The 21,733-nt window shown below is 71.2% G+C and carries 24 protein-coding genes; 16 read left to right on the top strand and 8 right to left on the bottom strand.

Annotation, left to right across the window (positions count from 1 at the left end):
* Positions 1–14 precede the first annotated feature (14 nt).
* From YIM_RS25940 to YIM_RS25905, 8 genes are all read right to left on the bottom strand, one after another.
* Positions 15–458 (bottom strand): hypothetical protein, encoded by a 444-nt coding sequence (locus YIM_RS25940; protein ID WP_153032822.1) that lies wholly within the window; start codon positions 456–458, stop codon positions 15–17.
* A gap of 68 nt (positions 459–526) precedes the next feature.
* Entirely contained in the window at positions 527–1,708 is a 1,182-nt protein-coding gene (locus YIM_RS25935; RefSeq protein WP_153032821.1) for a sorbosone dehydrogenase family protein, read from the bottom strand.
* A gap of 131 nt (positions 1,709–1,839) precedes the next feature.
* Positions 1,840–3,669 (bottom strand): glutamine--fructose-6-phosphate transaminase (isomerizing), encoded by a 1,830-nt coding sequence (gene glmS / locus YIM_RS25930; protein WP_153032820.1) that lies wholly within the window; start codon positions 3,667–3,669, stop codon positions 1,840–1,842.
* A 16-nt stretch (positions 3,670–3,685) separates the two neighbouring features.
* Positions 3,686–3,967 carry a hypothetical protein gene (locus YIM_RS25925; protein ID WP_153037249.1) on the bottom strand — a complete coding sequence of 94 codons (282 nt, stop codon included), beginning with the start codon at positions 3,965–3,967 and terminating at the stop codon, positions 3,686–3,688.
* Between the two features lie 54 nt (positions 3,968–4,021).
* Positions 4,022–5,014 (bottom strand): aldo/keto reductase, encoded by a 993-nt coding sequence (locus YIM_RS25920; RefSeq protein WP_153032819.1) that lies wholly within the window; start codon positions 5,012–5,014, stop codon positions 4,022–4,024.
* A gap of 20 nt (positions 5,015–5,034) precedes the next feature.
* Positions 5,035–6,036, bottom strand: a complete 1,002-nt coding sequence (locus YIM_RS25915; RefSeq protein ID WP_153032818.1) for an inorganic phosphate transporter — start codon at positions 6,034–6,036, stop codon at positions 5,035–5,037.
* Positions 6,037–6,663, bottom strand: coding sequence for a DUF47 domain-containing protein (locus YIM_RS25910; RefSeq protein ID WP_153032817.1), 627 nt, complete (start codon positions 6,661–6,663; stop codon positions 6,037–6,039).
* A gap of 40 nt (positions 6,664–6,703) precedes the next feature.
* Positions 6,704–7,156, bottom strand: a complete 453-nt coding sequence (locus YIM_RS25905) for a MarR family transcriptional regulator (protein WP_153032816.1) — start codon at positions 7,154–7,156, stop codon at positions 6,704–6,706.
* Positions 7,157–7,255: 99 nt separating this feature from the next.
* Between YIM_RS25905 and YIM_RS25900 the strand changes: the two genes are divergently transcribed.
* The 16 genes from YIM_RS25900 (at position 7,256) to YIM_RS25825 (ending at position 21,722) form a co-directional block, all read left to right on the top strand.
* Positions 7,256–8,329, top strand: coding sequence for a substrate-binding domain-containing protein (locus tag YIM_RS25900; protein WP_194239745.1), 1,074 nt, complete (start codon positions 7,256–7,258; stop codon positions 8,327–8,329).
* A 113-nt stretch (positions 8,330–8,442) separates the two neighbouring features.
* Positions 8,443–9,072 (top strand): AmiS/UreI family transporter, encoded by a 630-nt coding sequence (locus YIM_RS25895; protein ID WP_153032815.1) that lies wholly within the window; start codon positions 8,443–8,445, stop codon positions 9,070–9,072.
* A gap of 18 nt (positions 9,073–9,090) precedes the next feature.
* Positions 9,091–10,128 carry an aliphatic amidase gene (locus YIM_RS25890; protein WP_153032814.1) on the top strand — a complete coding sequence of 346 codons (1,038 nt, stop codon included), beginning with the start codon at positions 9,091–9,093 and terminating at the stop codon, positions 10,126–10,128.
* Positions 10,128–11,207: an AAA family ATPase gene (locus YIM_RS25885; RefSeq protein ID WP_153032813.1), complete on the top strand. Its 1,080-nt coding sequence runs from the start codon at positions 10,128–10,130 to the stop codon at positions 11,205–11,207. The genes YIM_RS25890 and YIM_RS25885 overlap by 1 nt, the downstream gene beginning before the upstream one ends.
* Before the next feature lie 75 nt (positions 11,208–11,282).
* Complete coding sequence (locus tag YIM_RS25880) at positions 11,283–11,543, top strand: hypothetical protein (protein WP_153032812.1); 261 nt, start codon at positions 11,283–11,285, stop codon at positions 11,541–11,543.
* The gene (locus YIM_RS25875; protein ID WP_228004013.1) at positions 11,537–12,328 is read left to right on the top strand and encodes an alpha/beta fold hydrolase; all 792 of its coding nucleotides are present in this window, start codon (positions 11,537–11,539) and stop codon (positions 12,326–12,328) included. Before YIM_RS25880 ends, YIM_RS25875 begins: the two co-directional genes overlap by 7 nt.
* An 88-nt stretch (positions 12,329–12,416) precedes the next feature.
* Positions 12,417–13,190, top strand: coding sequence for a 2,3-dihydro-2,3-dihydroxybenzoate dehydrogenase (locus YIM_RS25870; protein WP_153032811.1), 774 nt, complete (start codon positions 12,417–12,419; stop codon positions 13,188–13,190).
* Between the two features lie 120 nt (positions 13,191–13,310).
* Positions 13,311–14,498: an isochorismate synthase gene (locus YIM_RS25865; RefSeq protein WP_153032810.1), complete on the top strand. Its 1,188-nt coding sequence runs from the start codon at positions 13,311–13,313 to the stop codon at positions 14,496–14,498.
* Positions 14,495–16,126 (top strand): (2,3-dihydroxybenzoyl)adenylate synthase, encoded by a 1,632-nt coding sequence (locus YIM_RS25860; protein ID WP_153032809.1) that lies wholly within the window; start codon positions 14,495–14,497, stop codon positions 16,124–16,126. The genes YIM_RS25865 and YIM_RS25860 overlap by 4 nt, the downstream gene beginning before the upstream one ends.
* A gap of 3 nt (positions 16,127–16,129) precedes the next feature.
* On the top strand, positions 16,130–16,807 hold the full coding sequence (locus tag YIM_RS25855; RefSeq protein ID WP_153032808.1) for an isochorismatase family protein: 678 nt from the start codon (positions 16,130–16,132) through the stop codon (positions 16,805–16,807).
* Positions 16,804–17,043 carry a phosphopantetheine-binding protein gene (locus YIM_RS25850; RefSeq protein ID WP_153032807.1) on the top strand — a complete coding sequence of 80 codons (240 nt, stop codon included), beginning with the start codon at positions 16,804–16,806 and terminating at the stop codon, positions 17,041–17,043. The genes YIM_RS25855 and YIM_RS25850 overlap by 4 nt, the downstream gene beginning before the upstream one ends.
* On the top strand, positions 17,040–17,894 hold the full coding sequence (locus YIM_RS25845; RefSeq protein ID WP_153032806.1) for a siderophore-interacting protein: 855 nt from the start codon (positions 17,040–17,042) through the stop codon (positions 17,892–17,894). The genes YIM_RS25850 and YIM_RS25845 overlap by 4 nt, the downstream gene beginning before the upstream one ends.
* Positions 17,895–17,936: 42 nt before the next feature.
* Positions 17,937–18,935 carry an ABC transporter substrate-binding protein gene (locus tag YIM_RS25840; protein ID WP_153032805.1) on the top strand — a complete coding sequence of 333 codons (999 nt, stop codon included), beginning with the start codon at positions 17,937–17,939 and terminating at the stop codon, positions 18,933–18,935.
* Positions 18,932–19,930, top strand: a complete 999-nt coding sequence (locus tag YIM_RS25835; RefSeq protein ID WP_153032804.1) for an iron ABC transporter permease — start codon at positions 18,932–18,934, stop codon at positions 19,928–19,930. Before YIM_RS25840 ends, YIM_RS25835 begins: the two co-directional genes overlap by 4 nt.
* Entirely contained in the window at positions 19,927–20,949 is a 1,023-nt protein-coding gene (locus tag YIM_RS25830; RefSeq protein ID WP_228004012.1) for an iron chelate uptake ABC transporter family permease subunit, read from the top strand. Before YIM_RS25835 ends, YIM_RS25830 begins: the two co-directional genes overlap by 4 nt.
* A complete protein-coding gene (locus tag YIM_RS25825; RefSeq protein ID WP_153032803.1) occupies positions 20,946–21,722 on the top strand; it encodes an ABC transporter ATP-binding protein in 777 nt (258 codons plus the stop codon). The genes YIM_RS25830 and YIM_RS25825 overlap by 4 nt, the downstream gene beginning before the upstream one ends.
* Positions 21,723–21,733 lie beyond the last annotated feature (11 nt).

Below are 21,733 nucleotides of genomic sequence, written 5' to 3'. Positions count from 1 at the left end.
GCCCAGGGCAGTGCCTAGGTGCGGCCCTTGCCCTTGCTCTTGGTGGTGCACACGGCGTTCGCCGAGTCCGAAGTGCACACCTGCAGGTACACGGTCTGGTTCTCGTCGTAGGACTCGTTGATGAACGTGTCCGTGTTGTCGCCGTCGGCGTAGAAGACCGCCGGGCCGCTGCCGCCGACCCAGATCTTGGCGATCGCCGGCCGGTCGTTGTCGTGGTAGTCGCGAAGGGTGATGTTCTCACCCTTCGCGGCGAAGTAGGCGCTCACCGAGCTGGTTCCGTCGTATGCGCTCACGTAGATCGACGTGCCACCGGAGTCACCGTCGTCCGGGTACGCGTAGTGGTTGAAGTACCACGCCTGCGCCGTCACGTCCGCCGAAGCCGCCGGAGTGGCGATCGCCGCCATGCTCGCGACCGCCGCGACCGCGACCGCGGCTCTGCCCCAAGTGCGGTGTGCCATCGTTTCCCCTCTCTCACACCTGATCGGTACGAGGGGAAACGATGGCGGCCACCGCTTTTACGCCGGTTTCATTTTCGCTGGAAGGAAACCTTGTGCAGGCGGCCCGGGTATTCGTCGGCCACGTACAGTTCGCCGTACTCGTCGACGCCGAAGGCGGTGACGTCGGTCGGGAAGGTGCCGATCTCGCCGTCGGTGTACGTGCCGTCGGCGTTTTCCCTGACCGCCCAGGCGGTGCCGCGGCAGAAGTCGGTGGCGACGTAGGTACCGGCCGCCAGGCCGGCGAACTGGCGCCCGCGGTAGACGTGCCCGCCGATCACCGCGCAGCCCTGCTCACCGGAGACGTAGTCGAACACCGGCCCGGTGTACTTCGCCGCCGGGTCGCAGCGGTCCTGGTTGTACACCACCGGACCCTCCATGCAGGACCAGCCGAAGTTGACCCCGCCCTGGTGCGCCCGGATGTGGTCGACCTCCTCGAAGCGGCCCTGCCCGACGTCGCCGATCCACAGCGAGCCGTTGTGCGGGTCGAACGAGAACCGCCACGGGTTGCGGAGGCCGGATGACCAGATCTCGGTGCGCACGCCGGCGTTGCCGACGAGCGGGTTGTCGCCCGGCACGCAGTACGGCTTCCCGTCGCACGCGCGGTTCACGTCCAGGCGCAGGATCTTGCCGAGCAGGGTGTCCAGCCGCTGCCCGGCGGCGAGCGGGTCGCCCGCGCCACCGCCGTCCCCGATGCCCCAGTACAGGTAACCGTCCGAGCCGAAGGCGACCTGACCGCCGTTGTGGTTGGGGAACTCCGGGTGCGGCTGGGACAGCAGTTCCTGCACCGCACCGGTGTCCAGCCGCACGCGCGCCAGCGTCACCGCGTGGTCCGGCAGCCGCGTGTACGCCGCATACGCCGTCTTGCGGTCCTTCGCCAGTGCCAGCCCGAGCAGGCCGCGCTCGACCGACGCGGAACTGATCCGCGCGCTGAGGTCCAGCACCGGCTGCGCGGCCAGCCCGGTCTTCGGGTGGAAGGACCGGATCACCCCGCGCTTCTCGGTGATCAGCAGCCTGCCGTCGCCGACCACCGTGATCGAGGTCGGATTCTGCAGGCCGGACGCCACTTCCGTGGTGACGACGGTCAGCTGGTCTAGCGGCACCGCGGCCCGCCCGGATTCCGTGCCGCTCGCCGGGACCAGACCGCCCAGCAGTGCGGTCACGGCGAGCGGAACGGCCAGTGACCACCGTTTCCACGCGTGCAGACGCGACATGTCAGCTCCCAGCCCTTGATCGGTCCGTGATTGGTCTGGTCCAATTCAAGCGGGCGTCCGGGCGCCGCGGTACCCCCAAACGGACAGCACCAGCAGGTTTTCCTTGGTGGGCGCCGGTCCGGGTCAAGACCTCATTCGACGGTGACGCTCTTGGCCAGGTTCCGCGGCCGGTCGATCTCGCGGCCCAGCGTTTTCGCCAGGTGGTAGGCGAACAGCTGCAACGCCACCGAGAGCGTGATCGGCGCCAGTTCGCGTTCCGCCTTCGGCACGGCGATGACGTCGGTGACCAGACCTGGCGGCAGTTCGGCGTCGGTCACCGCGATGACCGGGCCGCCGCGGGCCTTGATCTCCTCGATGGTGGACAGGTTCTTGGCCAGCAGGTCGTCGTCCGGCAGCACCACCACGGTCGGCATCTCCGGATTGATCAGCGCGAGCGGGCCGTGCTTCAGTTCCGAGGCCTGGTACGCCTCGGCGTGCACGTAGGAGATCTCCTTGAGCTTCTGCGCGCCCTCCCTGGCCACCGGCCAGCCCCGCACCCGCCCGACGAAGAACATGTGCTCGGCACCGGCGTACTTCCTGGCGATCTCGGCGATGGCCGCCTCCTGGCCGAGAATGCCGGTCAGCTGCGAAGGAACCGCGAGCAGGCCGTCGACCAGCCGCCTGCCGTCGGCCATCGACAGGTCGCGGACGCGGCCCAGTTCCAGCGCCAGCAGGGACAGCGCCACGCCCATGTTGGTGAAGGACTTGGTCGCCGCCACCGAGATCTCCGGCCCGGCGTGCAGGAACAGCCCGCTGCCGCACTCACGCGCGATCGAGCTGCTGACCACGTTGACCAGGCCGATCACCCGGCCGCCCTTGCGCTTGAGCTCGTGCACCGCGGCCAGGGTGTCCAGCGTTTCGCCGGACTGGCTGATCGCCACGTACAGCGTCTCCGGATCGACCACCGGGTTGCGGTAGCGGAACTCCGAGGCCGGTTCGGCGTCGGCCGGGATGCGCGCGAGCTGCTCGATCAGCTCGGCCCCGAGCTGCCCGGCGTAGTAGGCCGAACCGCAGCCGAGCAGCTTCACCCGGCGGATCTGCTGGTACTCGCGCGGGGTCAGGCCGACGCCGTCGAGCCGGGCGGACATGAACCGGCGGTCCAGCCGCCCGCGCAGGCAGCGGTCGACCGCGTCCGGCTGCTCGGACATCTCCTTGTACATGAAGTCCGGGTGCTCACCGAGTTCGTAGTCGATCGAACCGGCTTCGAGCGCGGTGGGCCGGCGGGTGGTCGAGCGCGCGCCGCCGGTGTCGGTCATGGTGCTGGTGTGGTAACCGTCCGCGGTGATCGTGGCCAGTTCGTCGTCCTCGAGATAGATCACCTTCTCGGTGAACCGCACCAGCGCGGCGGTGTCCGAGGCGATCAGCATCTCCCGTTCACCGAGCCCCAGCACGATCGGGCTGCCGCGCCGGGCGGCGACGAGTTCACCGGGATTCTCCGCGTCCATCGCGATGATGCCGTACGTACCCTCCACTTGGGACAGTGCTTCGCGCACCCTGTCCGCCAAAGTGGACTCTTCGCTGCGCGCGATCAGGTGGGCGAGCACCTCGCTGTCGGTGTCCGAGGCCAGCTCCACCCCGTCGGCGGTGAGGCGCTTGCGCAGCACGTCGGAGTTCTCCAGCACGCCGTTGTGCACGATGGCGAACCGGCGGGTGCCGTCCAGGTGCGGGTGCGCGTTGCGGTCACTGGGTTCGCCGTGCGTGGCCCAGCGCGTGTGCGCGATGCCGGTGGCGGCGCTCAGCCCGTCCGGGACGACCCGGCGCAGGTCCGCCACCCGGCCCGCGGTCTTGTGCACGCCGATCCCGTCCTGGCCCGCCACCGCGATGCCCGCCGAGTCGTAACCGCGGTACTCCAGCCGGTGCAAGCCTTCCACCAGCAGGGGGACCGTGTTCTTCGAACCGACGTAACCGACGATGCCGCACATCCGGGCAACTCCTTCTTCAGCCGTAGACGATGCGCCGCAGCTGCCGCTCCGACAGCTCCGGCGCCGCGACCGGCCGCACCGCGAGTTCTTCGCGGAGCTGGGGCCAGATGGCGGCGTTCGGGAGCTGCCGGGCGCGCAGCTCGGCATGGCGCCGGCGCACGTACTCCTCGGGCGTCTCGACGAAGTAACCCATCACGTCGGAGACCACGCGCCTGGCGATGGCGGACGGCAGGCCGCTGGTCCTGACCACGTGGCGCAGCAGGTCCTCCGGCACTTCGTCCCCCACGCCGGTCAGCATGGCACCGGCCGGGGGAGCGGCCCAAATCCCGTGCCCGGATTCGGGCACGTCAGCTCACCACCGGTCGTGCACCAGCGGGCGGATCAGCTCCTCGTAGACCGCGCGCACCGCTTCGTGGCCTTCACTGTCCAAAGTGGGCAGTGAAGCCGCCGAGGTGTTCGCCCGGGCCTGAGCCGGGTTCCTGGCGCCGGGGATGACCGTGCTGACGCCCGGCTGGTCCAGGATCCAGCGCAGCGCGAACTGGGCCAGCGTCTGCCCGGCGGGGACCACCCCGCGCAGCCGGTCGACGGCTTCGAGCCCGACCTCGTAGGGCACCCCGGCGAAGGTCTCGCCGACGTCGAACGCCTCGCCGTTGCGGTTGAAGTTCCGGTGGTCGTCCGCGGCGAAGGTGGTGTCCTTCGTGTACTTGCCCGACAGCAGGCCGGAGGCGAGCGGGACCCGGACGATGATCGCCGCGCCGGCCTCGGCCGCGACGGGCAGCACCCGCTCCAGCGGCTTGAGCCGCAGGCAGTTCAGGATGATCTGCACCGAGGCCACGTTCGGCCTGGCCAGCGCGGTGAGCGCTTCGTCGCAGGTCTCCACGCTGACGCCGTAGCGGGCGATGCGCCCCTGGTCGACCAGGTCGTCGAGCGCGTCGAAGACCGCGTCGCTGGAGTACACCGGCGTGGGCGGGCAGTGCAGCTGGACCAGGTCCAGCGTGTCCATGCCGAGGTTGCGGCGGGAGCGGTCGTTCCAGGCGGCGAAGTTGGCCGCGGTGTAGTTCTCCGGTACCTGCTCGGCCCGCCGGCCCATCTTGGTGGCCACGAACAGGCCGTCCGCACCGCGCTGGGCGCGGAACCGGCCGACCAGCTGCTCGCTGCGCCCGTCGCCGTAGACGTCCGCGGTGTCGAAGAAGGTGACACCCTCGTCGGCGGCGGTTTCGAGCACGGCCAGCGCGTCCTTCTCGTCGACCTCGCCCCAGTCGGCTCCGAGCTGCCAGCAGCCGAGGCCGATCGCGCCGACCCCGCTGACTTCGCCGCCGAACCGCTTCACTTCGCGAATCTCCATGCCGCGATTCTGGCACCGGCTCAGGTGGTGAGCGCGACCAGTGGCCAGGACAACAACGCGGCGACCAGGCCCGCCGCCGGGAAGGTGAGCACCCAGGCGCCGAGAATGTTGCCCGCGGTGCCCCAGCGCACCGCGGAGAACCGGCGGGTGGCCCCGGCGCCCATGATCGCCGAAGTGATCGTGTGCGTGGTGGAGATCGGCGCGCCGAAGCCGAGCGCCGCCACGTACAGCACCGAACTGGCGGTCGCCTCGGCGGCGAAGCCCTCCGGCGGGCGCAGGTCGATCACCTTGCGGCCGAGCGTGGCGATGATCCGGCGGCCGCCCGAGTAGGTCCCGGCCGCGAGCACCGCGCTGATCAGGAAGTACACCCAGATCGGGATGCCCCAGTCGTCCTGGTGACCGCCGGCGACCAGGGCGAGCACCACGATGCCCATCGACTTGGCCGCGTCCTGCATGCCGTGCCCGACCGCCATCGCCGCCGCCGAGCACGTCTGCGCCACGCGGAAACCGCGGTTGAGCTTCTTCGGGTGGCCGCGCCGGAAGATCCACAGCACCGCCAGCATCAGCAGGTAACCCAGGGCGAACCCGAGCAGCGGCGAGATGATCATCGGCAGCAGCACGTCCTCGACGATGCCGCTCCACAGGACCACCCCGGCGGCCGGCAGGGTGGCCCCGACCAGGCCGCCGACCAGCGCGTGCGACGAACTCGACGGCAGGCCGAAGTACCAGGTCACCAGGTTCCAGCCGATCGCGCCGAGCAGGCCGCAGCCGACCACGGTCAGCGCGGTCAGGCCCGGCGGCAGCCGGACGATCCCGGCACCCACGGTCTTGGCCACCTTCGCGCCGAAGAACGAGCCGGCCAGGTTGCCCACCGCCGCCAGCGCCAGCGCGGAACGGATGCTCAGCGCCCGGGTGGAGACCGAGGTGGCGATCGCGTTCGCCGCGTCGTGGAACCCGTTGGTGTAGCTGAACAACACGGTGACCACGACAACGGCGACGACCGCGGCGAGCGTGGCGTCCACTCAGGACTCCTTGACCACGATCGCTTCCACCGTGTTGGCGACGTGCTCGAAGGCGTCGGCGGCCTCTTCGAGCCCGTCGCCGATCTCCTTGAGCTTGAGCACGGTGAGGGCGTCGTACTTTCCGCTGAACAGGTTGGCCAGCAGGTGGCGGTAGATGCGGTCGGCCTGGTTCTCCAGGTCGTTCGTGCCGATCCAGTAGTGCTTGAGGTCGCGTTTGGCGGCGAAGTCCTCGAACGAGGCGGCCGCCAGCTCGCCGAGCTTGCCCAGCACCTCGAGCTGCTGGCACATCTCCGGCGGCGGGCGATGGTCGTCGAAGGCGCAGTAGACGTGGGCCAGCGTCGCGGCGTGCTCCAGGTGGTCGACCACGTTGTCCAGGCGGGCGCCGAGCCGGTACATGTCGTCGCGGTCGAACGGCGTGATGAACGAGGAGTTGAGCTTGTTGTACAGCTCGTGGGTGACCTCGTCGTTCGCGTGCTCGATGTCGACCAGCCGCTCGCTCAGCTCCTTCGCCGGTACCTCCGGGGCGGCCAGGTCCGCGATCGCCTCGGTGGCTCTGGCGGTGTTGCGGGCAGCGCGGATGAAGTACTCGAACAACTCGGGCTGCTTCGGCCGAAGTCGCAGGCGCATGATCGGGGCGTACCCGGCAGCCCGGGGCCGGAAACCCGCGTCAGTGACCGTCGGTGGCTGTCGGTGCTGGTGGGCACGGTGCCCCGCCGAGCACGGCGAGCAGGCGCAGCGCGATCCGTCCCTCGTCGGTGCGGCCGAGCAGATCGGCTTCGGCTTCGGCGACCTTGGGCGCGAGCCGCCGGTGCGCCGCCCGGCCGCGCGGGCCGAGATAGACCCGCACGCGGCGGCGGTCCTCGGCGTCGACCTCGCGGTAGGCCATCGCGGTGGAAACGAGCCGGTCGACCACGCGCGTCAGCGTGGGCCCGGTGGCCAGCGTCCTGATGGCCAGCTCGGCCATGGACAGGCCCCGCTCGCGGGCCAGCGCGTCGAGCACCAGCCACTGGTCCACGGTCAGGTTCTCCGGTCTGAGCACTTCCTCGACGCTGGCCGTGACGACTCGCAGGGCGCGGGTGAGCGCCCTGGTCAGCGGTTCGGCACTGGTGTGCGCGGTCATCGGCGGCCCCGGTCCTCCCTCTTGCGGAATTCTCCCCGGATTGTAAGACTTCATTCCATCTGGAAGTAATCCGACAGTACGGGATGACGCGGAGATCGGATGAGTTTCGCCGCCGCCCGCGATCGCCGGGCGGACTGGCGCGTCGCCATGGTGATCCCGCTTCAGGGCCCGGCCGGCCTGTTCGGCCCGTCCTGCGAGGCGATCGCCGAACTGGCCGCGCACGAGTTCAACGCGGCGGGCGGAGTGCTGGGCCGCGAGGTCTCCCTGCGGGTGGTCGACGGCGGCGCGCCGCCGCCGGTGGTGGCGGCCGAGGTCGCCGCGCTGGCCGAGGCGGGCGAGGTGGACGCGGTCACCGGCTGGCACATCTCGTCGGTCCGGCACGCGCTGGCCCCGGTGCTCGCCGGGCGGTTGCCCTACGCCTACACGTCGTTGTACGAGGGCGGCGAGCGGCGGCCTGGGATCTTCTGCACCGGCGAGACACCGCGGCTGCAGATCGAGCCCGCCCTGCGGTGGCTGCGGGACAATCTCGGCGCGCGCCGCTGGTTCATCGCCGGTGACGACTACGTGTGGCCGCGCGTGTCCACCGGCGCGGTCCGCCGGTTCGCCGGCGAGCTGGGCCTGTCCATCGCCGGCGAGGCGTTCGTCGGGCTCGGCGGCGGGGACATGGCGGGGCTGATCCGGCAGGTCGAGGCCAGCGCGGCCGACGGTGTGCTGATGCTGCTGGTCGGGCAGGACGCGGTGGAGTTCAACCGCGGCTTCGCCGCGCGCGGGCTGCACGAGCGGCTCGTGCGGTTCAGCCCGCTGATGGAGGAGAACATGCTGCTGGCCAGCGGCAGCGAGGCCACGCGGAACCTGTTCGTGGCGGCGGCGTACTTCCGGTCCATGGTCAACGCCGACGCGATGGACCTGCTGGGCCGGTACGTCGGCCTGCACGGGGCGACCGCGCCTCCGCTGAACAACGCGGCGGAGTCCTGCTACGAGGGATTGCAGGCGCTGGCCAGCCTGGCGGGCCGGGCGGGGAGCCCGCACCTGCCGGACTTCAACGCCGTCCTCGATGGCGCCGCCTACCACGGTCCGCGCGGCACGGTCGAGTTCCAGGACCGGCAGGCCCGCCAGCGAGTCCATCTCGCCGTGGCCAACGGCTGCGACTTCGACATCATCACCCGCCTCTGACGGTTCGGGTACCCCGGTCTTGACAGCTCGTCCGTGGCCAATTAATTTCATCTGAAATTATTCCATTCGGATGCAATGCAGTCGGCGCGGGAAAAAAAGATGGAGGCACCGCGATGAACAACGTCGGGTTGCTCTACGTCGGGGCGGTGCTGCTGCTCAACGGGCTGATGCTGCTCGGCCGGGTCCCCGGCCGGTCGGCGGCGGCGCTGAACCTGTTCGTCGGCGCGCTGCAGTGCGTGACCCCGACCGTGCTGATCATCCAGGCGGGCGGCGACCAGGACGCGATCCTCGGTGCCTCCGGGCTCTACCTGTTCGGCTTCACCTATCTGTACGTCGGCGTGGCGAACCTGGCGGATCTCGAACCGGCCGGGATCGGCTGGTTCTCCCTCTTTGTCGCCGGCGCGGCCCTGGTCTACTCGGGACTGTCCTTCTGGCGCGACCACGATCCCGTCTTCGGCGTGATCTGGCTGGCCTGGGCGCTGCTGTGGGCCCTGTTCTTCGTGGTGCTCGGCCTCGGCGCCGAGCGGCTGACCCGGTTCACCGGCTGGGTCACCGTGTTCTTCAGTCAGCCGACCTGCACCATTCCGGCCTTTCTCGCGCTGACCGGCGGTTACCGCCCCAGCGCCGGGCTCGCCTGGCTGACCGCGGCGCTGCTGGCCGCGTTGCTCGTGGTGGCCGCGCTGCTCGCCGGTCGCGGCACCGAACCCCGTTCCGTCCCGGCCGCCACCGCGGCGGCCGCGTGATCCCCAGGAGGAACTCCCATGCGACACGGTGACATCTCCGCCAGCCCCGACACCGTCGGCGTCGCGGTGGTCAACTACAAGATGCCCCGGCTGCACACCAAGGCCGAGGTGCTGGACAACGCCCGCAAGATCGCCGAAATGGTGGTGGGCATGAAAACCGGCCTGCCCGGCATGGACCTGGTGGTCTTTCCCGAGTACTCCACCCAGGGCATCATGTACGACCCCGACGAGATGTACGCGACGGCCGCGACCGTGCCCGGCGACGAAACCGCCATCTTCAGCGAGGCCTGCCGTGCCGCGAACACCTGGGGCGTCTTCTCCATCACCGGCGAGCAGCACGAGGACCACCCGCGCAAGCCGCCGTACAACACCCTCGTGCTGATCGACAACAACGGCGACATCGTGCAGAAGTACCGCAAGATCCTGCCGTGGTGCCCGATCGAGGGCTGGTACCCGGGCGACACCACCTACGTCACCGAGGGTCCCAAGGGGATGAAGATCTCGCTGATCATCTGCGATGACGGCAACTACCCGGAGATCTGGCGCGACTGCGCGATGAAGGGCGCCGAGCTGATCGTGCGCTGCCAGGGTTACATGTACCCGGCGAAGGACCAGCAGGTGCTGATGGCGAAAGCGATGGCGTGGGCCAACAACTGCTACGTGGCGGTGGCGAACGCGGCCGGGTTCGACGGTGTGTACTCCTACTTCGGGCACTCCTCGATCATCGGGTTCGACGGCCGCACCCTCGGCGAGACGGGGGAGGAGGAGTACGGCATCCAGTTCGCGCAGCTCTCGCTCTCGGCGATCCGGGACGCGCGCGAGTTCGACCAGTCGCAGAACCACTTGTTCAAGCTGCTGCACCGCGGTTACTCCGGTGTGCACGCGGCGGGTGACGGGGACAAGGGCGTCGCGGACTGCCCGTTCGACTTCTACAAGCTGTGGGTCACCGACGCCGAGAAGGCCAGGGAGAACGTGGAGGCGATCACCCGCGACACGGTCGGTGTCGCCGACTGCCGGGTGGGCGAGCTGCCGGTCGACGAGACGATGCGCGCCTGATGCCGTACCTGACCGACCGGTTCCACGACCAGAACAACAGCAATCAGGACAACAGCAACCAGAACCGGGAGGCCGTACCGCCGCGGCCTCCCGGCGCCTTCGACCCCGACGCGGTGGCGGACCGGTTGCGCGCGCGCATTCTCGGCCAGGACCCGGCCGTCGAGGCGGTGGTGCGCGCGCTGACCCTGGCCGGTGCCGGGATCGCGGATCCCGCACGGCCACTGGCGAACCTGCTGCTGGTCGGCCCCACCGGAACCGGAAAGACCGAGTTGGTCCGGCAGGTGGCCGCCGAATTGCGTGCCGGGCCGGAGGATCTGTGCCGGGTGGACATGGGCGCGCTGGCGCAGGAGCACTACGCGGCCTCGTTCAGCGGGGCGCCACCCGGATACGCGGGCAGCAAGGAGGCCTACTCCGTCTTCGAAAGGTCCAAAGTGGAAGGTGACGCGTACACGCCGGGCGTGGTGTTGTTCGACGAGGTGGAGAAGGCGCATCCGACCGTGCTCCGCGCCCTGCTCCAGGTGCTGGACAACGGCGAACTGCGCCTGGCGAACGGCCAGGAGCGCATCTCGTTCCGCAACAGCTACGTCTTCCTGACCTCGAACCTGGGCAGCGCGGAGCTGGCGCGGCGGCGCCGGGCGCGGTGGCGGCGGGTGGCCGACCGGCTGGGGGACCGGCCGGGCGCGCTCACCCGGCGACTGGCCGCGCGCGGCAACGAGACCGCGGTTTCGGCCGCACTGCGCGGTTTCTTCGATGCCGAGTTCCTCAACCGCATCGACGAGACCATCGTGTTCACCGAATTCGACACCGAGACCGCGAAGCGCATCGCGGTGGTGGAGATCGAGGAACTGCGGCGGCGGTTGCGCCGTCGTTCGGTGGAGCTGGAAGTGGACGAGTCGGTGTCGGAGCTGATCGCCGAAACGGGCTTCGATCCGGTTTACGGTGCGCGGGGCCTGCGCCGGTGCCTGCGCACCACGCTGGCCGAACCGGTCGCCGGCGCGATACTGCGACGACGGCCCACCGGCCGGGAGCCGATCACCGTCCGGGCCCGGGCAACCGGCGGCGTGGTGAGCACCGACTAGGTTGAATGGGGGTTTGCTCCGATGCGCCACGCTCGGCAATCCGGGCAAACTGGACAGTACGCGGAGGTGAGACCCATGGAAACCGAATCGCACCGGCTGCCCGGACATCGCCGGGTGCACCATGTCCGGACGCGCTCGGGCGAGCATCTGGCGGTGCTGCACTCCGGTGCCGGACGCTCGCTGCTGCTCTACGGCACGGACGATCCCGACACCCCGGAGCGCTCGATCGCGCTCGACGGTGACGAAGCCGACCGGATCGCCGAACTGCTGCACGCCGAACCGATCCGTGACCGGCTCGACGATCTCGAACGGCGCCTCGACGGACTCGCGTGCTGACCGGAACCCTGTCCCGCCCTGGCGCGGTGCTCCGCTACGAGTGCCGGCCGGGCGAGCGCCCGGCGGTGGTGCTCACGCATGGCGCGGGCATGAACCACGAAGCCTTCGCCGCACAGGCCGTCGCACTGCGGGAAGCCGGGCACCAGGTGGTGCTCTGGGACCTGCGCGCGCACGGCGATTCCGCACTGGCGCCGGGCACCCGGTTCACCGCGGAAGACGCGCTCGCGGATCTCGCCGCGCTCCTTGACCACCTGGAACTGGATCGGCCCGTGCTGGTCGGGCATTCGCTCGGTGGCAACCTTTCCCAGGCGCTGGTGCGCCGCGCGCCCGAGCGCGCCCGCGGCCTGGTGGTCATCGGCTCCACCTGGAACGCCGGACCGCTGACCAGGGCCGAACGCGGAATGCTGCGGCTGGCCGCGCCCGCGCTGGGTGTGGTGCCGGAGTCGCGGCTGCCCCGGATGATGGCCAAGGCGTCCGCGGTGACCCCGGCGGCGATCGCCGCGACCGAGGCGGTGTTCGCCCGGATGCCGAAGCACGTCTTTCTCGACGTCTGGCGCGGCACCGTGGCGCTGGTCGAGCCCGATCCCGGCTACCGGACGCCGGTGCCGCTCACGCTGATCCGCGGGGCCCGCGATCGCACCGGCAACATCGCCACCGCGATGCCGCGCTGGGCGGCGGCCGAGGGCGTGTCCGAGCACATCATCCCGGGTGCGGGGCACGTGGCGATGCTCGACGCGCCCGGCGAGGTTTCGGCGCTGCTGGCCGGAGTACTCACTGCCGGGTGAGCCAGATCACCGGATCAAACCCTTTATCGTCGACCGGAAAAGGTTAGGTTAGGGCAGCCTAAGAACGTGGTCGGGGAAGGGAGTTCCGGTGGAGGACGGTATCCGCGGTGGCATCGCGGTGGTCACCGGGGCGGGCCGGGGGATCGGTGCCGCGGTCGCCGGGGCACTGGCCTCGGCCGGGGCGCGGGTGGCCGCGATCGACGTCGATACCGAAGGCCTGGCGAAGGCGGCTGCCGAGGCGGATGGGCGGATCATGCCGTTCACCGCCGATGTCGCCGACTCCGCCGCCATCGCCAGGGTGGTCGATGAGGTCGAGCGCGAGCTGGGGCCGATCACCATCGGGGTTCCGGTGGCCGGGATCCTCCGGCCCGCTTCGGTGTGCGACACCACCGACGAGGACTGGGCCGCCACCTTCGCGGTCAACACCACGGGCGTGTTCACCGTGCTGCGCGAGGTTTCCCGGCGCATGGTGCCGCGGCGCGACGGCGTGCTGGTGACGGTCGGTTCGAACGCGGCGGGCGTGCCGCGGGCGGGCATGGCTGCGTACGCCGCGTCGAAGGCGGCGGCCACCATGCTGACCCGGTGCCTCGGCCTGGAGCTGGCCGGCTCGGGCATCCGCTGCAACATCGTCTCGCCGGGATCCACCGACACCGACATGCAGCGTCTACTGTGGACGGACGAAAACGGGGCGGCGCGGGTGATCGCCGGTGATCCCGGTCAGTTCCGTGCCGGAATCCCGTTGGGGCGCATCGCCGATCCCGCCGACATCGCCGACGCCGTGTTGTTCCTGGCGTCGAACCGGGCGCGGCACATCACCATGCAGAACCTCTACGTCGACGGCGGGGCCACGCTGCGCGCGTGAGGTTCGCGACGGGTGCCGGTCTTCCACTGAGGTACATCTTAGGTTAGGCTTCCCATATAAACGAGAGTGTGCAGTGCGCGGTGATCGCCGCCGAGCCGTCTTTGCGAAAGGGAATGACCAGTGTCTTCACCTGCTCTGGCGCGACCGCGCCCGGCGCACCGTGCGGCCGATCTGCTGGCCGCCTATCTGCCTGGCTCGTTCTACTTCTCCTCCGGCCGGGGGGCACTGCTGGCGGACGGGGTGCACACGTCGGTGCGGGCACCGCACGGGCAGCGCGCCCGCGCGGCGGCGGAAGCGCTGGTGGCCGCGGAGGTTGCCGGGGTGGCCGAGCCGGCGGTGGTGGGCGCGATCGGGTTCCGGCCCGACTCCGAGGCGAGCCTGGTGGTGCCCGCGGTGGTGCGCCGCGCCGGGGTGCCGGGGCGCGACGGCCCGGCGGGCGCGCTCGACGGCACCTCCTGGTCGATCACGCCCAAGCCGGAGCCCGAGACCTACGCGGCGAGCGTGCGCCGCGCGCTGGAGCTGATCGACGCCGGTGAACTCGGCAAGGTCGTGCTCGCGCGCTGCCTGGAGCTGGTCGCCGACACGCCCGTCGTTGTGCCTTCGCTGCTGGCGCGGCTGGTGCGAGCGGATCCGGCCGCGCACGTGTTCGCGGCCGACGTCAGCGCCCCCGGCGATCCCGCGCCGCGCACGCTGGTCGGCGCGAGCCCGGAACTCCTGGTGTCGCGGCACGGTTCGACCGTGGTGGCGAACCCGCTGGCCGGGTCCCTGCCCCGGGTCGCCGACGAGGCCGAGAACCGCCGCCGCGTCGAGAAGCTGCTCGCGTCGGCGAAGGACCGCGCGGAGCATGCCCACGTCGCGCAGCAGGTTGCCGACGTGCTGAGCGGGTTCTGCAACAGGCTCGACGTGCCTGCGGAACCGACGGTGATCGGCACGCCGACCATGTGGCACCTCTCGACCCGGATTACCGGCCGGATCGCCGACCCGGACGTTTCCGCGCTCGCGCTGGCCGAGGCGCTGCACCCGACGCCCGCCGTCTGCGGTGTCCCGGTCGAACGCGCCCGCGACACGATCGCCGAGCTGGAGCCGGAGGACCGCGGTTACTACTCGGGTCTCGTCGGCTGGACCGACCTCCACGGCGACGGCGAATGGGTGGTGACCATTCGCAGCGCCGAGGTGTGCGACCGGTCGGTCCGCTTGTTCGCCGGGGCCGGGGTGGTGGCCGGTTCCGATCCGGCGGCCGAACTCGCCGAGACGAGCGCGAAGTTCCGCACCCTGCTGCGGGCGCTCGGCCTGGAGGGGGCGGCATGAGCGCCGATCACGTTGCCTGGCCCGAGGAAATCGCCGCGCACTACCGCGCCGCCGGGTACTGGCGCGGCCAGACCTTCGGCTCGCTGCTGACTTCCTTGGCACAGGCCTACTCCGGGCGCACCGCCGTGGTGGGGGAGCGCGACGGCGAGACGGCGCGCTGGAGCTTCGCCGAACTCGACGAGCGCGCGCACCGGATCGCCGCCGGGCTGGCCGGTTCCGGGATTCGCGCCGGAGACCGGGTGGTCGTGCAGCTGCCGAACATCCCGGAGTTCCTGCCCGTGGTGTTCGGGTTGTGGCGGGCCGGGGCGTGGCCGGTGTTCGCGCTGCCCGCCCACCGCGACACCGAACTGCGGCACTTCGCCGGGCAGAGCGAGGCCGTGGCGATCCTGACCGTCGGTGAGCACGAGCGGCACGACCACGCCGCCACCGCGCGCGCCGTCGCCGGTGACGTGGCTTCGGTGCGGGACGTGCTGGTCGTCGGCTCACCGGAGTTCGACGACCTGGCCGCGACCACGCCCCGCGAACTGCCCGACCCCGATCCGTCCGGGGTGGCGTTCCTCCAGTTGTCCGGTGGCAGCACCGGCCTGCCGAAGCTGATCCCGCGCACCCACGACGACTACCTCTACAGCGTCCGCGAGAGCGCGCGGATCTGCGCGCTGCGCCCGGAAAGCGTGTACCTGGCGGCGTTGCCGGTGGCGCACAACTACCCGCTCAGCTCGCCGGGCGTGCTCGGTGCGCTGCACGCGGGCGCGACCAGCGTGCTCGCCCCGCGACCGGACGCCGACACCGCGTTCCGGCTGATCGAGGCCGAGGGCGTGACGATCACCGGAGTGGTGCCGCCGCTGGCCGTCGCCTGGGTGCAGGCCGCCGCCCGCACCACCCGCGATCTGTCCACTTTGGACGTTCTGCTGGTCGGTGGCGCCAAGTGCGGGCGAGAGCTGGCCGAGCGGATCGGGCCCGCGCTGGGCTGCCGGCCGCAGCAGGTGTTCGGCATGGCCGAGGGACTGGTCTGCTACACGCGCCTCGACGATCCCGAAGAGATCGTGCTGACCACGCAGGGGCGGCCGATCTCGCTCGACGACGAGATCCGCGTGGTGAATCCGGCCGATCCCGAGGCCACGTCCGAAGACGTGGTGCCCGACGGGGAAGCGGGCGCGCTGCTGACCCGTGGCCCGTACACCATCCGCGGTTACTTCCGCGCCGAGGAACACAACGCGACGGCGTTCACCGCCGATGGCTTCTACCGCACCGGCGACCTGGTCCGGCGCACCCCGACCGGGCACCTCGAGGTGGTCGGCCGCGCCAAGGAGCAGATCAACCGGGGCGGGGAGAAGGTGGCCGCCGAAGAGGTGGAGAACCACCTGATGGCGCACCCGGCCGTGCTCGACGCCGCCGTGGTGGCCGTGCCCGACGAGTACCTGGGTGAGCGGACCTGCGCCTACGTGGTGCCGGTCGCCGGTGGCGCGCCGACCGGTGCCGAGCTGCGCCGGTTCGTCCGCGAGCGCGGGATCGCCGCGTTCAAGGTGCCCGACCTGGTCCAGGTGGTCGAGGCCTTCCCGGTGACCGGGGTCGGCAAGACCAGCAAACGTGAGTTGCGGGCGGCGCTGGCCGCCGTCGCGAAAGGGTGAAGCGTGTCCCTGCCGAAGATCGAGTCCTATCCGCTGCCCACCGCGGCCGAGCTGCCGCCGGGCCGGGTCGACTGGCGGCCCGACCCGGCCAGGGTCGCGCTGCTGGTGCACGACGCGCAGCGTTACTTCCTGGCGCCGTACCAGGGTGCGCCGGTGCCGGAGATGATCGCCAACATCGCATCGCTGATCGTCGCCGCGCGCGCGGCGGGCGTGCCGGTGTTCTACACCGCACAGCCGGGGCGCCAGGCCGCCGCCGACCGCGGGCTGCTCACCGAGTTCTGGGGTGACGGCATCGGCGCGGTGATCGACGACGACCCGGCGGCCGCGGACGTGGTGCCGGAACTGGCCCCGGAACCGGAAGACACGGTGCTGGTCAAGTGGCGCTACAGCGCCTTCCAGCGCAGCACCTTCACCGAGCAGCTGGCCTGGCTCGGCCGCGACCAGTTGCTGATCACCGGCGTCTACGCGCACATCGGCTGCCAGGCCACGGCGGTCGAGGCGTTCATGCGGGATGTCCGGCCCTTCCTGGTCGCCGACGCGGTCGCGGACTTCTCCCGCGGGCACCACGACCAGGCTTGCGAGTACGTCGCGCAGCGCTGCGGCGTCGTCACCACCACCGCCGGCGCGCTGTCTGCGTTGTCCATGCCGTCGGCGCCGATCCACGCGGGAGCCCCACGATGAGCAGCACCGGACTGACCGCCGACCAGGTTCGCGCCGACGTGGCCGGACTGCTCGGCTGCGACGAGGCCGAGCTGACCCCGGACGCCGACCTGCTCGATCTCGGCCTGGACTCGATCCGGATCATGGGCCTGATCGAGCGGTGGCGCGCGGCCGGCGCCACGGTGGAGTTCGCAGACCTGGCCGAGCAGCCGCAGCTGGCGCACTGGACCGCCGTGCTGGCCGGGGAACGCGAGTGAGCCGCGCCGAGCAGCGGGCCCGGTACCGCGAGCGGATCGCCGAGGTCCGCGCGGGCACCACGGCCGAGAAGGTGCCGTACCCGATCCGCATCCGCCAGGCCGAGGTGCTGCGCACCAGCCGGGTCGGGGCCGGTCTGGTGCGAGTCACCCTCGGCGGTCCCGGTACCGCCGGGTTCGAGGCGCATGCTCCCGACGAGCACGTGAAGCTGATCTTCCCGGAGCCCGACGGCACGCTGCGCCTGCCCGAGCCCGACGGCGACATGCTGCGCTGGCCGCGTCCCTCGCCGACTTCGCGCGAGTACACCGTCCGCCGCTACGACCCGGTCACCGGTGAACTCGACATCGACGTGGCGCTGCACCAGGGCGGGCTCGGCGCGGACTGGGCCAGGGCGGCGCGTCCCGGCGACGTCGCGCACGTGGCCGGTCCGCCGGGCGGGCTGATCGTGCCGCACAACTACGACCGCTACCTGCTCGCCGGTGATCTCACCGCGCTGCCCGCGATCGCGCGCTGGCTGGAGGAACTGCCGCGGACCGCCGCGGGCTGGGCCTTCATCGAGGTGGCGGACGAGAGCGAGCAGATCGAGCTGCACCCACCGGAGGACGTCGAAGTGCACTGGCTGCACCGCGGCGACGCGCCGCCCGGCACCGGTGACCTGCTGGAGAAGGCCGTGCGCTCGGTGGAGGTACCCGAAGGCGAACGGCTCTACGTCTGGCTCGCCGGCGAAGCGGGCGTGCTCAAGCCGTTGCGCCGCTGGGTGCGCGACGAACTCCGGCTCGACCGCGGTGACCACGACATCACCGGCTACTGGAAGCGCGGTGTCGCCGACTTCGACGACGAGCACGACCACTGAGCCCACCGACCCGCACCAACCGCAACCCCTGAGGAAACAAGAATGTCCATCGCCAGAACCTCCCGTATCGCCGGTGCGCTGGTGCTCGCCCTCGCCGTGGCCACCGGCTGCGCGTCGGGCGGCGCCGAAGAGACCGGTGCCGCGGAGGGCCAGACCCGCGTTTTCGCCGCCGACAACGGGGAGATCACCATCCCGGTGACCCCGAAGCGTGTGGTCGCCACCGGCTACGCGGTGCCCGCGCTGCTGGAAGCGAACGCGCCGCTGGTCGGGATTTCGACCTGGCAGCGCGGCCTTCCGCTGATGACGCCGGAGGATCGCGCCAAGTACGACGGGCTGGCGAAGGTGGCCGGTGAGTCCGCGGCCGAGACGAACTACGAGGCCATCGCGCAGGCCGAGCCCGATCTGATCGTGATCGGCGTGCCGAAGCCGGTGCTGGCCGACATCGACCTCAAGCGCCTCGAAGCACTGGCGCCGGTGGTCGCGATCGGGCCGTCCGTGCCGTCGATGTGGCGCGACCTGTCCCGCAAGCAGGCCGACGCCGCGGGCGCGCTGGGCACCTTCGACGCCACCCGCAACGAGTACGAGGCCAAGGCGAAGAAGCTCGAGGAGAAGTACGCCGCGGTGCTGCCGCAGCTCAAGCTCGGCCACGTGGGCGGCTACGGCGAGGTGGCCAAGGGCAACTTCCAGCGCGAGTTCAATGGCTCGTGGGGCACCAACATCGCCGAGGACGTCGGCGCGAACTACTACGGCCAGGTCAAGGTCAAGGGCGGCGGCTCGAAGGACGTCAGCGAGTACCCCTCGATCGAGGAGCTGGCCGGTGCCTTCACCGAGGCCGACGCGATCACCTACACCGTCTCCGCCGACGGTTCGGTGCCCGCCCCGGTCAAGTACGTGATGGATTCGGAGCTGTGGAAGAACCTGCCCGCGGTCAAGGCGGGCAAGGCCTTCCCGATCCGCTACACCGAAGCCGCCACCTACCGCGCGGCGATGAAGACGCTCGACGCGGTCGACGAGGCTTTCGCGCCGCTGCTGAACAAGTGACCGTCGCGCTCCGCGAATCCGGCACGCGGTCGGGACTGTTCATCGCGGCACTGACCGTATTGCTGGTGGTGGCGGTGCTCAGCGTCGGTGTCGGCGCGCACGGCATCGCCCCCGCCGAGGTTCTCCGCGCGCTTTTCGGCGGGGACTCGGTGAATCCGGATCACCTGGTGGTCAGGGATGTCCGCCTGCCGCGCGCGTTCTTGGCCATCGCCGCCGGTGCCGCGCTCGGTGTGGCGGGCGTGCTGGTGCAGGCGCTCTCGCGCAACCCGCTGGCCGAACCCGGTGTGCTCGGGGTGACCTCGGGCGCCGGATTCGCCATCACCGTCGGGGTTTCGCTCGGGGTGGCCGGCCCGGCCGGGGAACTGGTGCTGTCGGTGGCCGGCGCGCTGCTCGCCGCCGCGCTGGTCTACTCGGTGGGCCGCCAGTCGCCGCTGCGGCTGGTGCTCACCGGGACCGCGCTGACCTTCGTGCTCACCGGTGTCGGGCTGGGCCTGCGGCTGCTGGACCCGGAAGTGTTCGACGTGTACCGCTTCTGGTCGATCGGCTCGCTCGCCGGCCGGGAGCAGGCGCCGATGGCGCTGCCACTGGTGGCCATCGGCGCAGGCGTGCTCGGCGCGCTGCTGGTGAGCAGGCAGCTCAACGCGGTGGCGCTCGGTGAGGCGGTGGCGCACACGCTCGGCGCGAACGTGGCCAGGGTCCGCTTCGCGACACTGGCGCTGATCACCCTGCTCGCCGGGGCGGCCACCGCGATCGCCGGGCCGATCCTTTTTGTCGGACTGATGGTGCCGCACCTGGCCCGTCGTCTCGGCGGGGGTTCGGTGCCGTGGCTGGTGGGGTTCGGCGCGGTGCTGGGGCCGATTCTCCTGCTGCTGTCGGACATGGGCTCGCGGGTGCTGCTCCCGACCGGTGAGGTGCCGGTCGCCATCGTCACCGCGTTCATCGGCGGCCCGGTGCTGATCTGGGCCGTCCGCAAGTACGGGGCGGCGCCGCTGTGACCGCACTCGTACTCCGCCGTGGGCGGGCCTCGATCCGCGTGGAGCGGCGCGTGCTGGTGCTGACCGCGGTGATGGTCCTGCTGATCGCCGGGCTCGGCCTGCTCGGGCTCTGCTACGGCGCGAACTGGGCCAGCCCGGCCAAGGTGTTCTCCGCGCTTTCCGGCTCCGGCGGTGGTTCCGGCGTGGTGATCCGCGACTGGCGGCTGCCGCGCGTGCTGGCCGCGGTGCTCTTCGGCATCGCGCTCGGCGTGGCCGGCGCGATCTTCCAGAACATCACCCGCAACCCGCTCGGCAGTCCGGACGTGATCGGGCTGGACGCCGGTGCCTACACCGGCGCGCTGGTCGCGATCACCGTGCTGGCGGGCACGCCGGGGCAGCTCGCGGTCAGCTCGGTGATCGGGGGTGTGATCACCGCGGCCGTGGTGTACCTGCTTTCGCTCGGCGGCGGGCTGTCCGGGCTGCGGCTGGTGGTGATCGGCATCGCGGTCAACGCCATGCTGACCGCGTTCAACTCGTGGATCGTGCTGCGTGCCGAACTCGAGGTCGCCATCGCCGCGGTCGGCTGGAACGCCGGTTCGCTGAACGGCGTCGGCTGGGACGGCCTGCGCATCCCGTTCACCATCATCGGCGTGCTGCTGGTGGTGCTGGCGCTGCGCGCGCAGGCGCTGCACCAGTCCTCGCTCGGCAGCGCGATGGCGGTGACCACCGGGGTCGGCCTGGAGAAGCTGCGCCTGCAGCTGGTGCTGATCGGCGTCGGCTGCACCGCCACGGTCACCGCGGTGGCCGGGCCGATCGCGTTCATCGCGCTGGCCGCGCCGCAGATCGGCAGGCGGCTGGCGCGGGCGCCGGGCGTGCCGCTGCTGCCCGCCGCGCTGACCGGCGCCGTGCTGCTGCTGGCCGCCGACCTGGTGGCGCAGATGCTGCTCGCCCCGGTCGCCCTTCCCGTCGGCGTGGTCAGCACCGCGATCGGCGGCTGCTACCTGATCTGGCTGCTCACCAAGGAGGTGCGTCGAGCGTGACCGCGCGCCTGACCGCGAGGGATCTGACCCTGCGTTACGGGGACCGGGTGGTGTCGACCCGGCTTTCACTCGACCTGCCCGACGGTTCGCTGAGTGCGATCGTCGGGCCCAACGCCTGCGGCAAGTCCACCTTGCTGCGGGCCTTCGTCCGGCTGCTGAAACCGGCCGAGGGTCACGTCCGGCTGGACGACCGGGAGGTGGGCGCGTACCCGACCAAGGCGCTGGCGCGCTCGCTCGGGTTCCTGCCGCAGGATCCGGTGGCCCCGGAGGACATCCGCGTGCGGCAGCTGGTCGCGCGCGGCCGGTTCCCGCACCAGTCGCTGCTCTCGACGTGGTCCGAGCAGGACGCCGAAGCGGTGGCCGAGGCGATGGACTCGGCCGGGGTGAGCGACCTGGCGAACCGCCCGGTGCACGAGCTGTCCGGCGGGCAGCGCCAGCGGGTGTGGATGGCCGTGGTGCTCGCCCAGCAGACGCCCTACCTGCTGCTGGACGAGCCGACCTCGTTCCTCGACATCGCCCACCAGTACCAGTTGCTGGAGCTGCTGGCCGAACTCCGCGACCGCGGCCGCACGGTGATCGCCGTGCTGCACGACATCAACCAGGCCTGCCGGTACGCCGACCACCTGATCGCCATGAAGGACGGCCGGGTGGTCGCCGAGGGCACCCCGCCCGAGATCGTGGACGCCGCGCTGCTCAAGGAGGTCTTCGACCTGCCCTGCGTGGTGGTGCCCGATCCGGTGACCGGCACGCCGATGGTGGTGCCCGCGCTCTGACGCGGGCGCCC

It is taken from the genome of Amycolatopsis sp. YIM 10 (assembly GCF_009429145.1).
Lineage (GTDB): Bacteria > Actinomycetota > Actinomycetes > Mycobacteriales > Pseudonocardiaceae > Amycolatopsis.
The sequence above is the reverse complement of the archived record's forward strand: the minus strand, read 5'-3'. Positions and strand labels throughout refer to the sequence as shown.

Coding starts and splice junctions, on each gene's coding strand:
- YIM_RS25940 (WP_153032822.1), bottom strand. CDS start 458: ATGGCACACCGCACTTGGGGCAGAGCCGCGGTCGCGGTCGCGGCGGTC.
- YIM_RS25935 (WP_153032821.1), bottom strand. CDS start 1,708: ATGTCGCGTCTGCACGCGTGGAAACGGTGGTCACTGGCCGTTCCGCTC.
- glmS (WP_153032820.1), bottom strand. CDS start 3,669: ATGTGCGGCATCGTCGGTTACGTCGGTTCGAAGAACACGGTCCCCCTG.
- YIM_RS25925 (WP_153037249.1), bottom strand. CDS start 3,967: ATGCTGACCGGCGTGGGGGACGAAGTGCCGGAGGACCTGCTGCGCCAC.
- YIM_RS25920 (WP_153032819.1), bottom strand. CDS start 5,014: ATGGAGATTCGCGAAGTGAAGCGGTTCGGCGGCGAAGTCAGCGGGGTC.
- YIM_RS25910 (WP_153032817.1), bottom strand. CDS start 6,663: ATGCGCCTGCGACTTCGGCCGAAGCAGCCCGAGTTGTTCGAGTACTTC.
- YIM_RS25905 (WP_153032816.1), bottom strand. CDS start 7,156: ATGACCGCGCACACCAGTGCCGAACCGCTGACCAGGGCGCTCACCCGC.
- YIM_RS25900 (WP_194239745.1), top strand. CDS start 7,256: ATGAGTTTCGCCGCCGCCCGCGATCGCCGGGCGGACTGGCGCGTCGCC.
- YIM_RS25895 (WP_153032815.1), top strand. CDS start 8,443: ATGAACAACGTCGGGTTGCTCTACGTCGGGGCGGTGCTGCTGCTCAAC.
- YIM_RS25890 (WP_153032814.1), top strand. CDS start 9,091: ATGCGACACGGTGACATCTCCGCCAGCCCCGACACCGTCGGCGTCGCG.
- YIM_RS25885 (WP_153032813.1), top strand. CDS start 10,128: ATGCCGTACCTGACCGACCGGTTCCACGACCAGAACAACAGCAATCAG.
- YIM_RS25880 (WP_153032812.1), top strand. CDS start 11,283: ATGGAAACCGAATCGCACCGGCTGCCCGGACATCGCCGGGTGCACCAT.
- YIM_RS25860 (WP_153032809.1), top strand. CDS start 14,495: ATGAGCGCCGATCACGTTGCCTGGCCCGAGGAAATCGCCGCGCACTAC.
- YIM_RS25850 (WP_153032807.1), top strand. CDS start 16,804: ATGAGCAGCACCGGACTGACCGCCGACCAGGTTCGCGCCGACGTGGCC.
- YIM_RS25840 (WP_153032805.1), top strand. CDS start 17,937: ATGTCCATCGCCAGAACCTCCCGTATCGCCGGTGCGCTGGTGCTCGCC.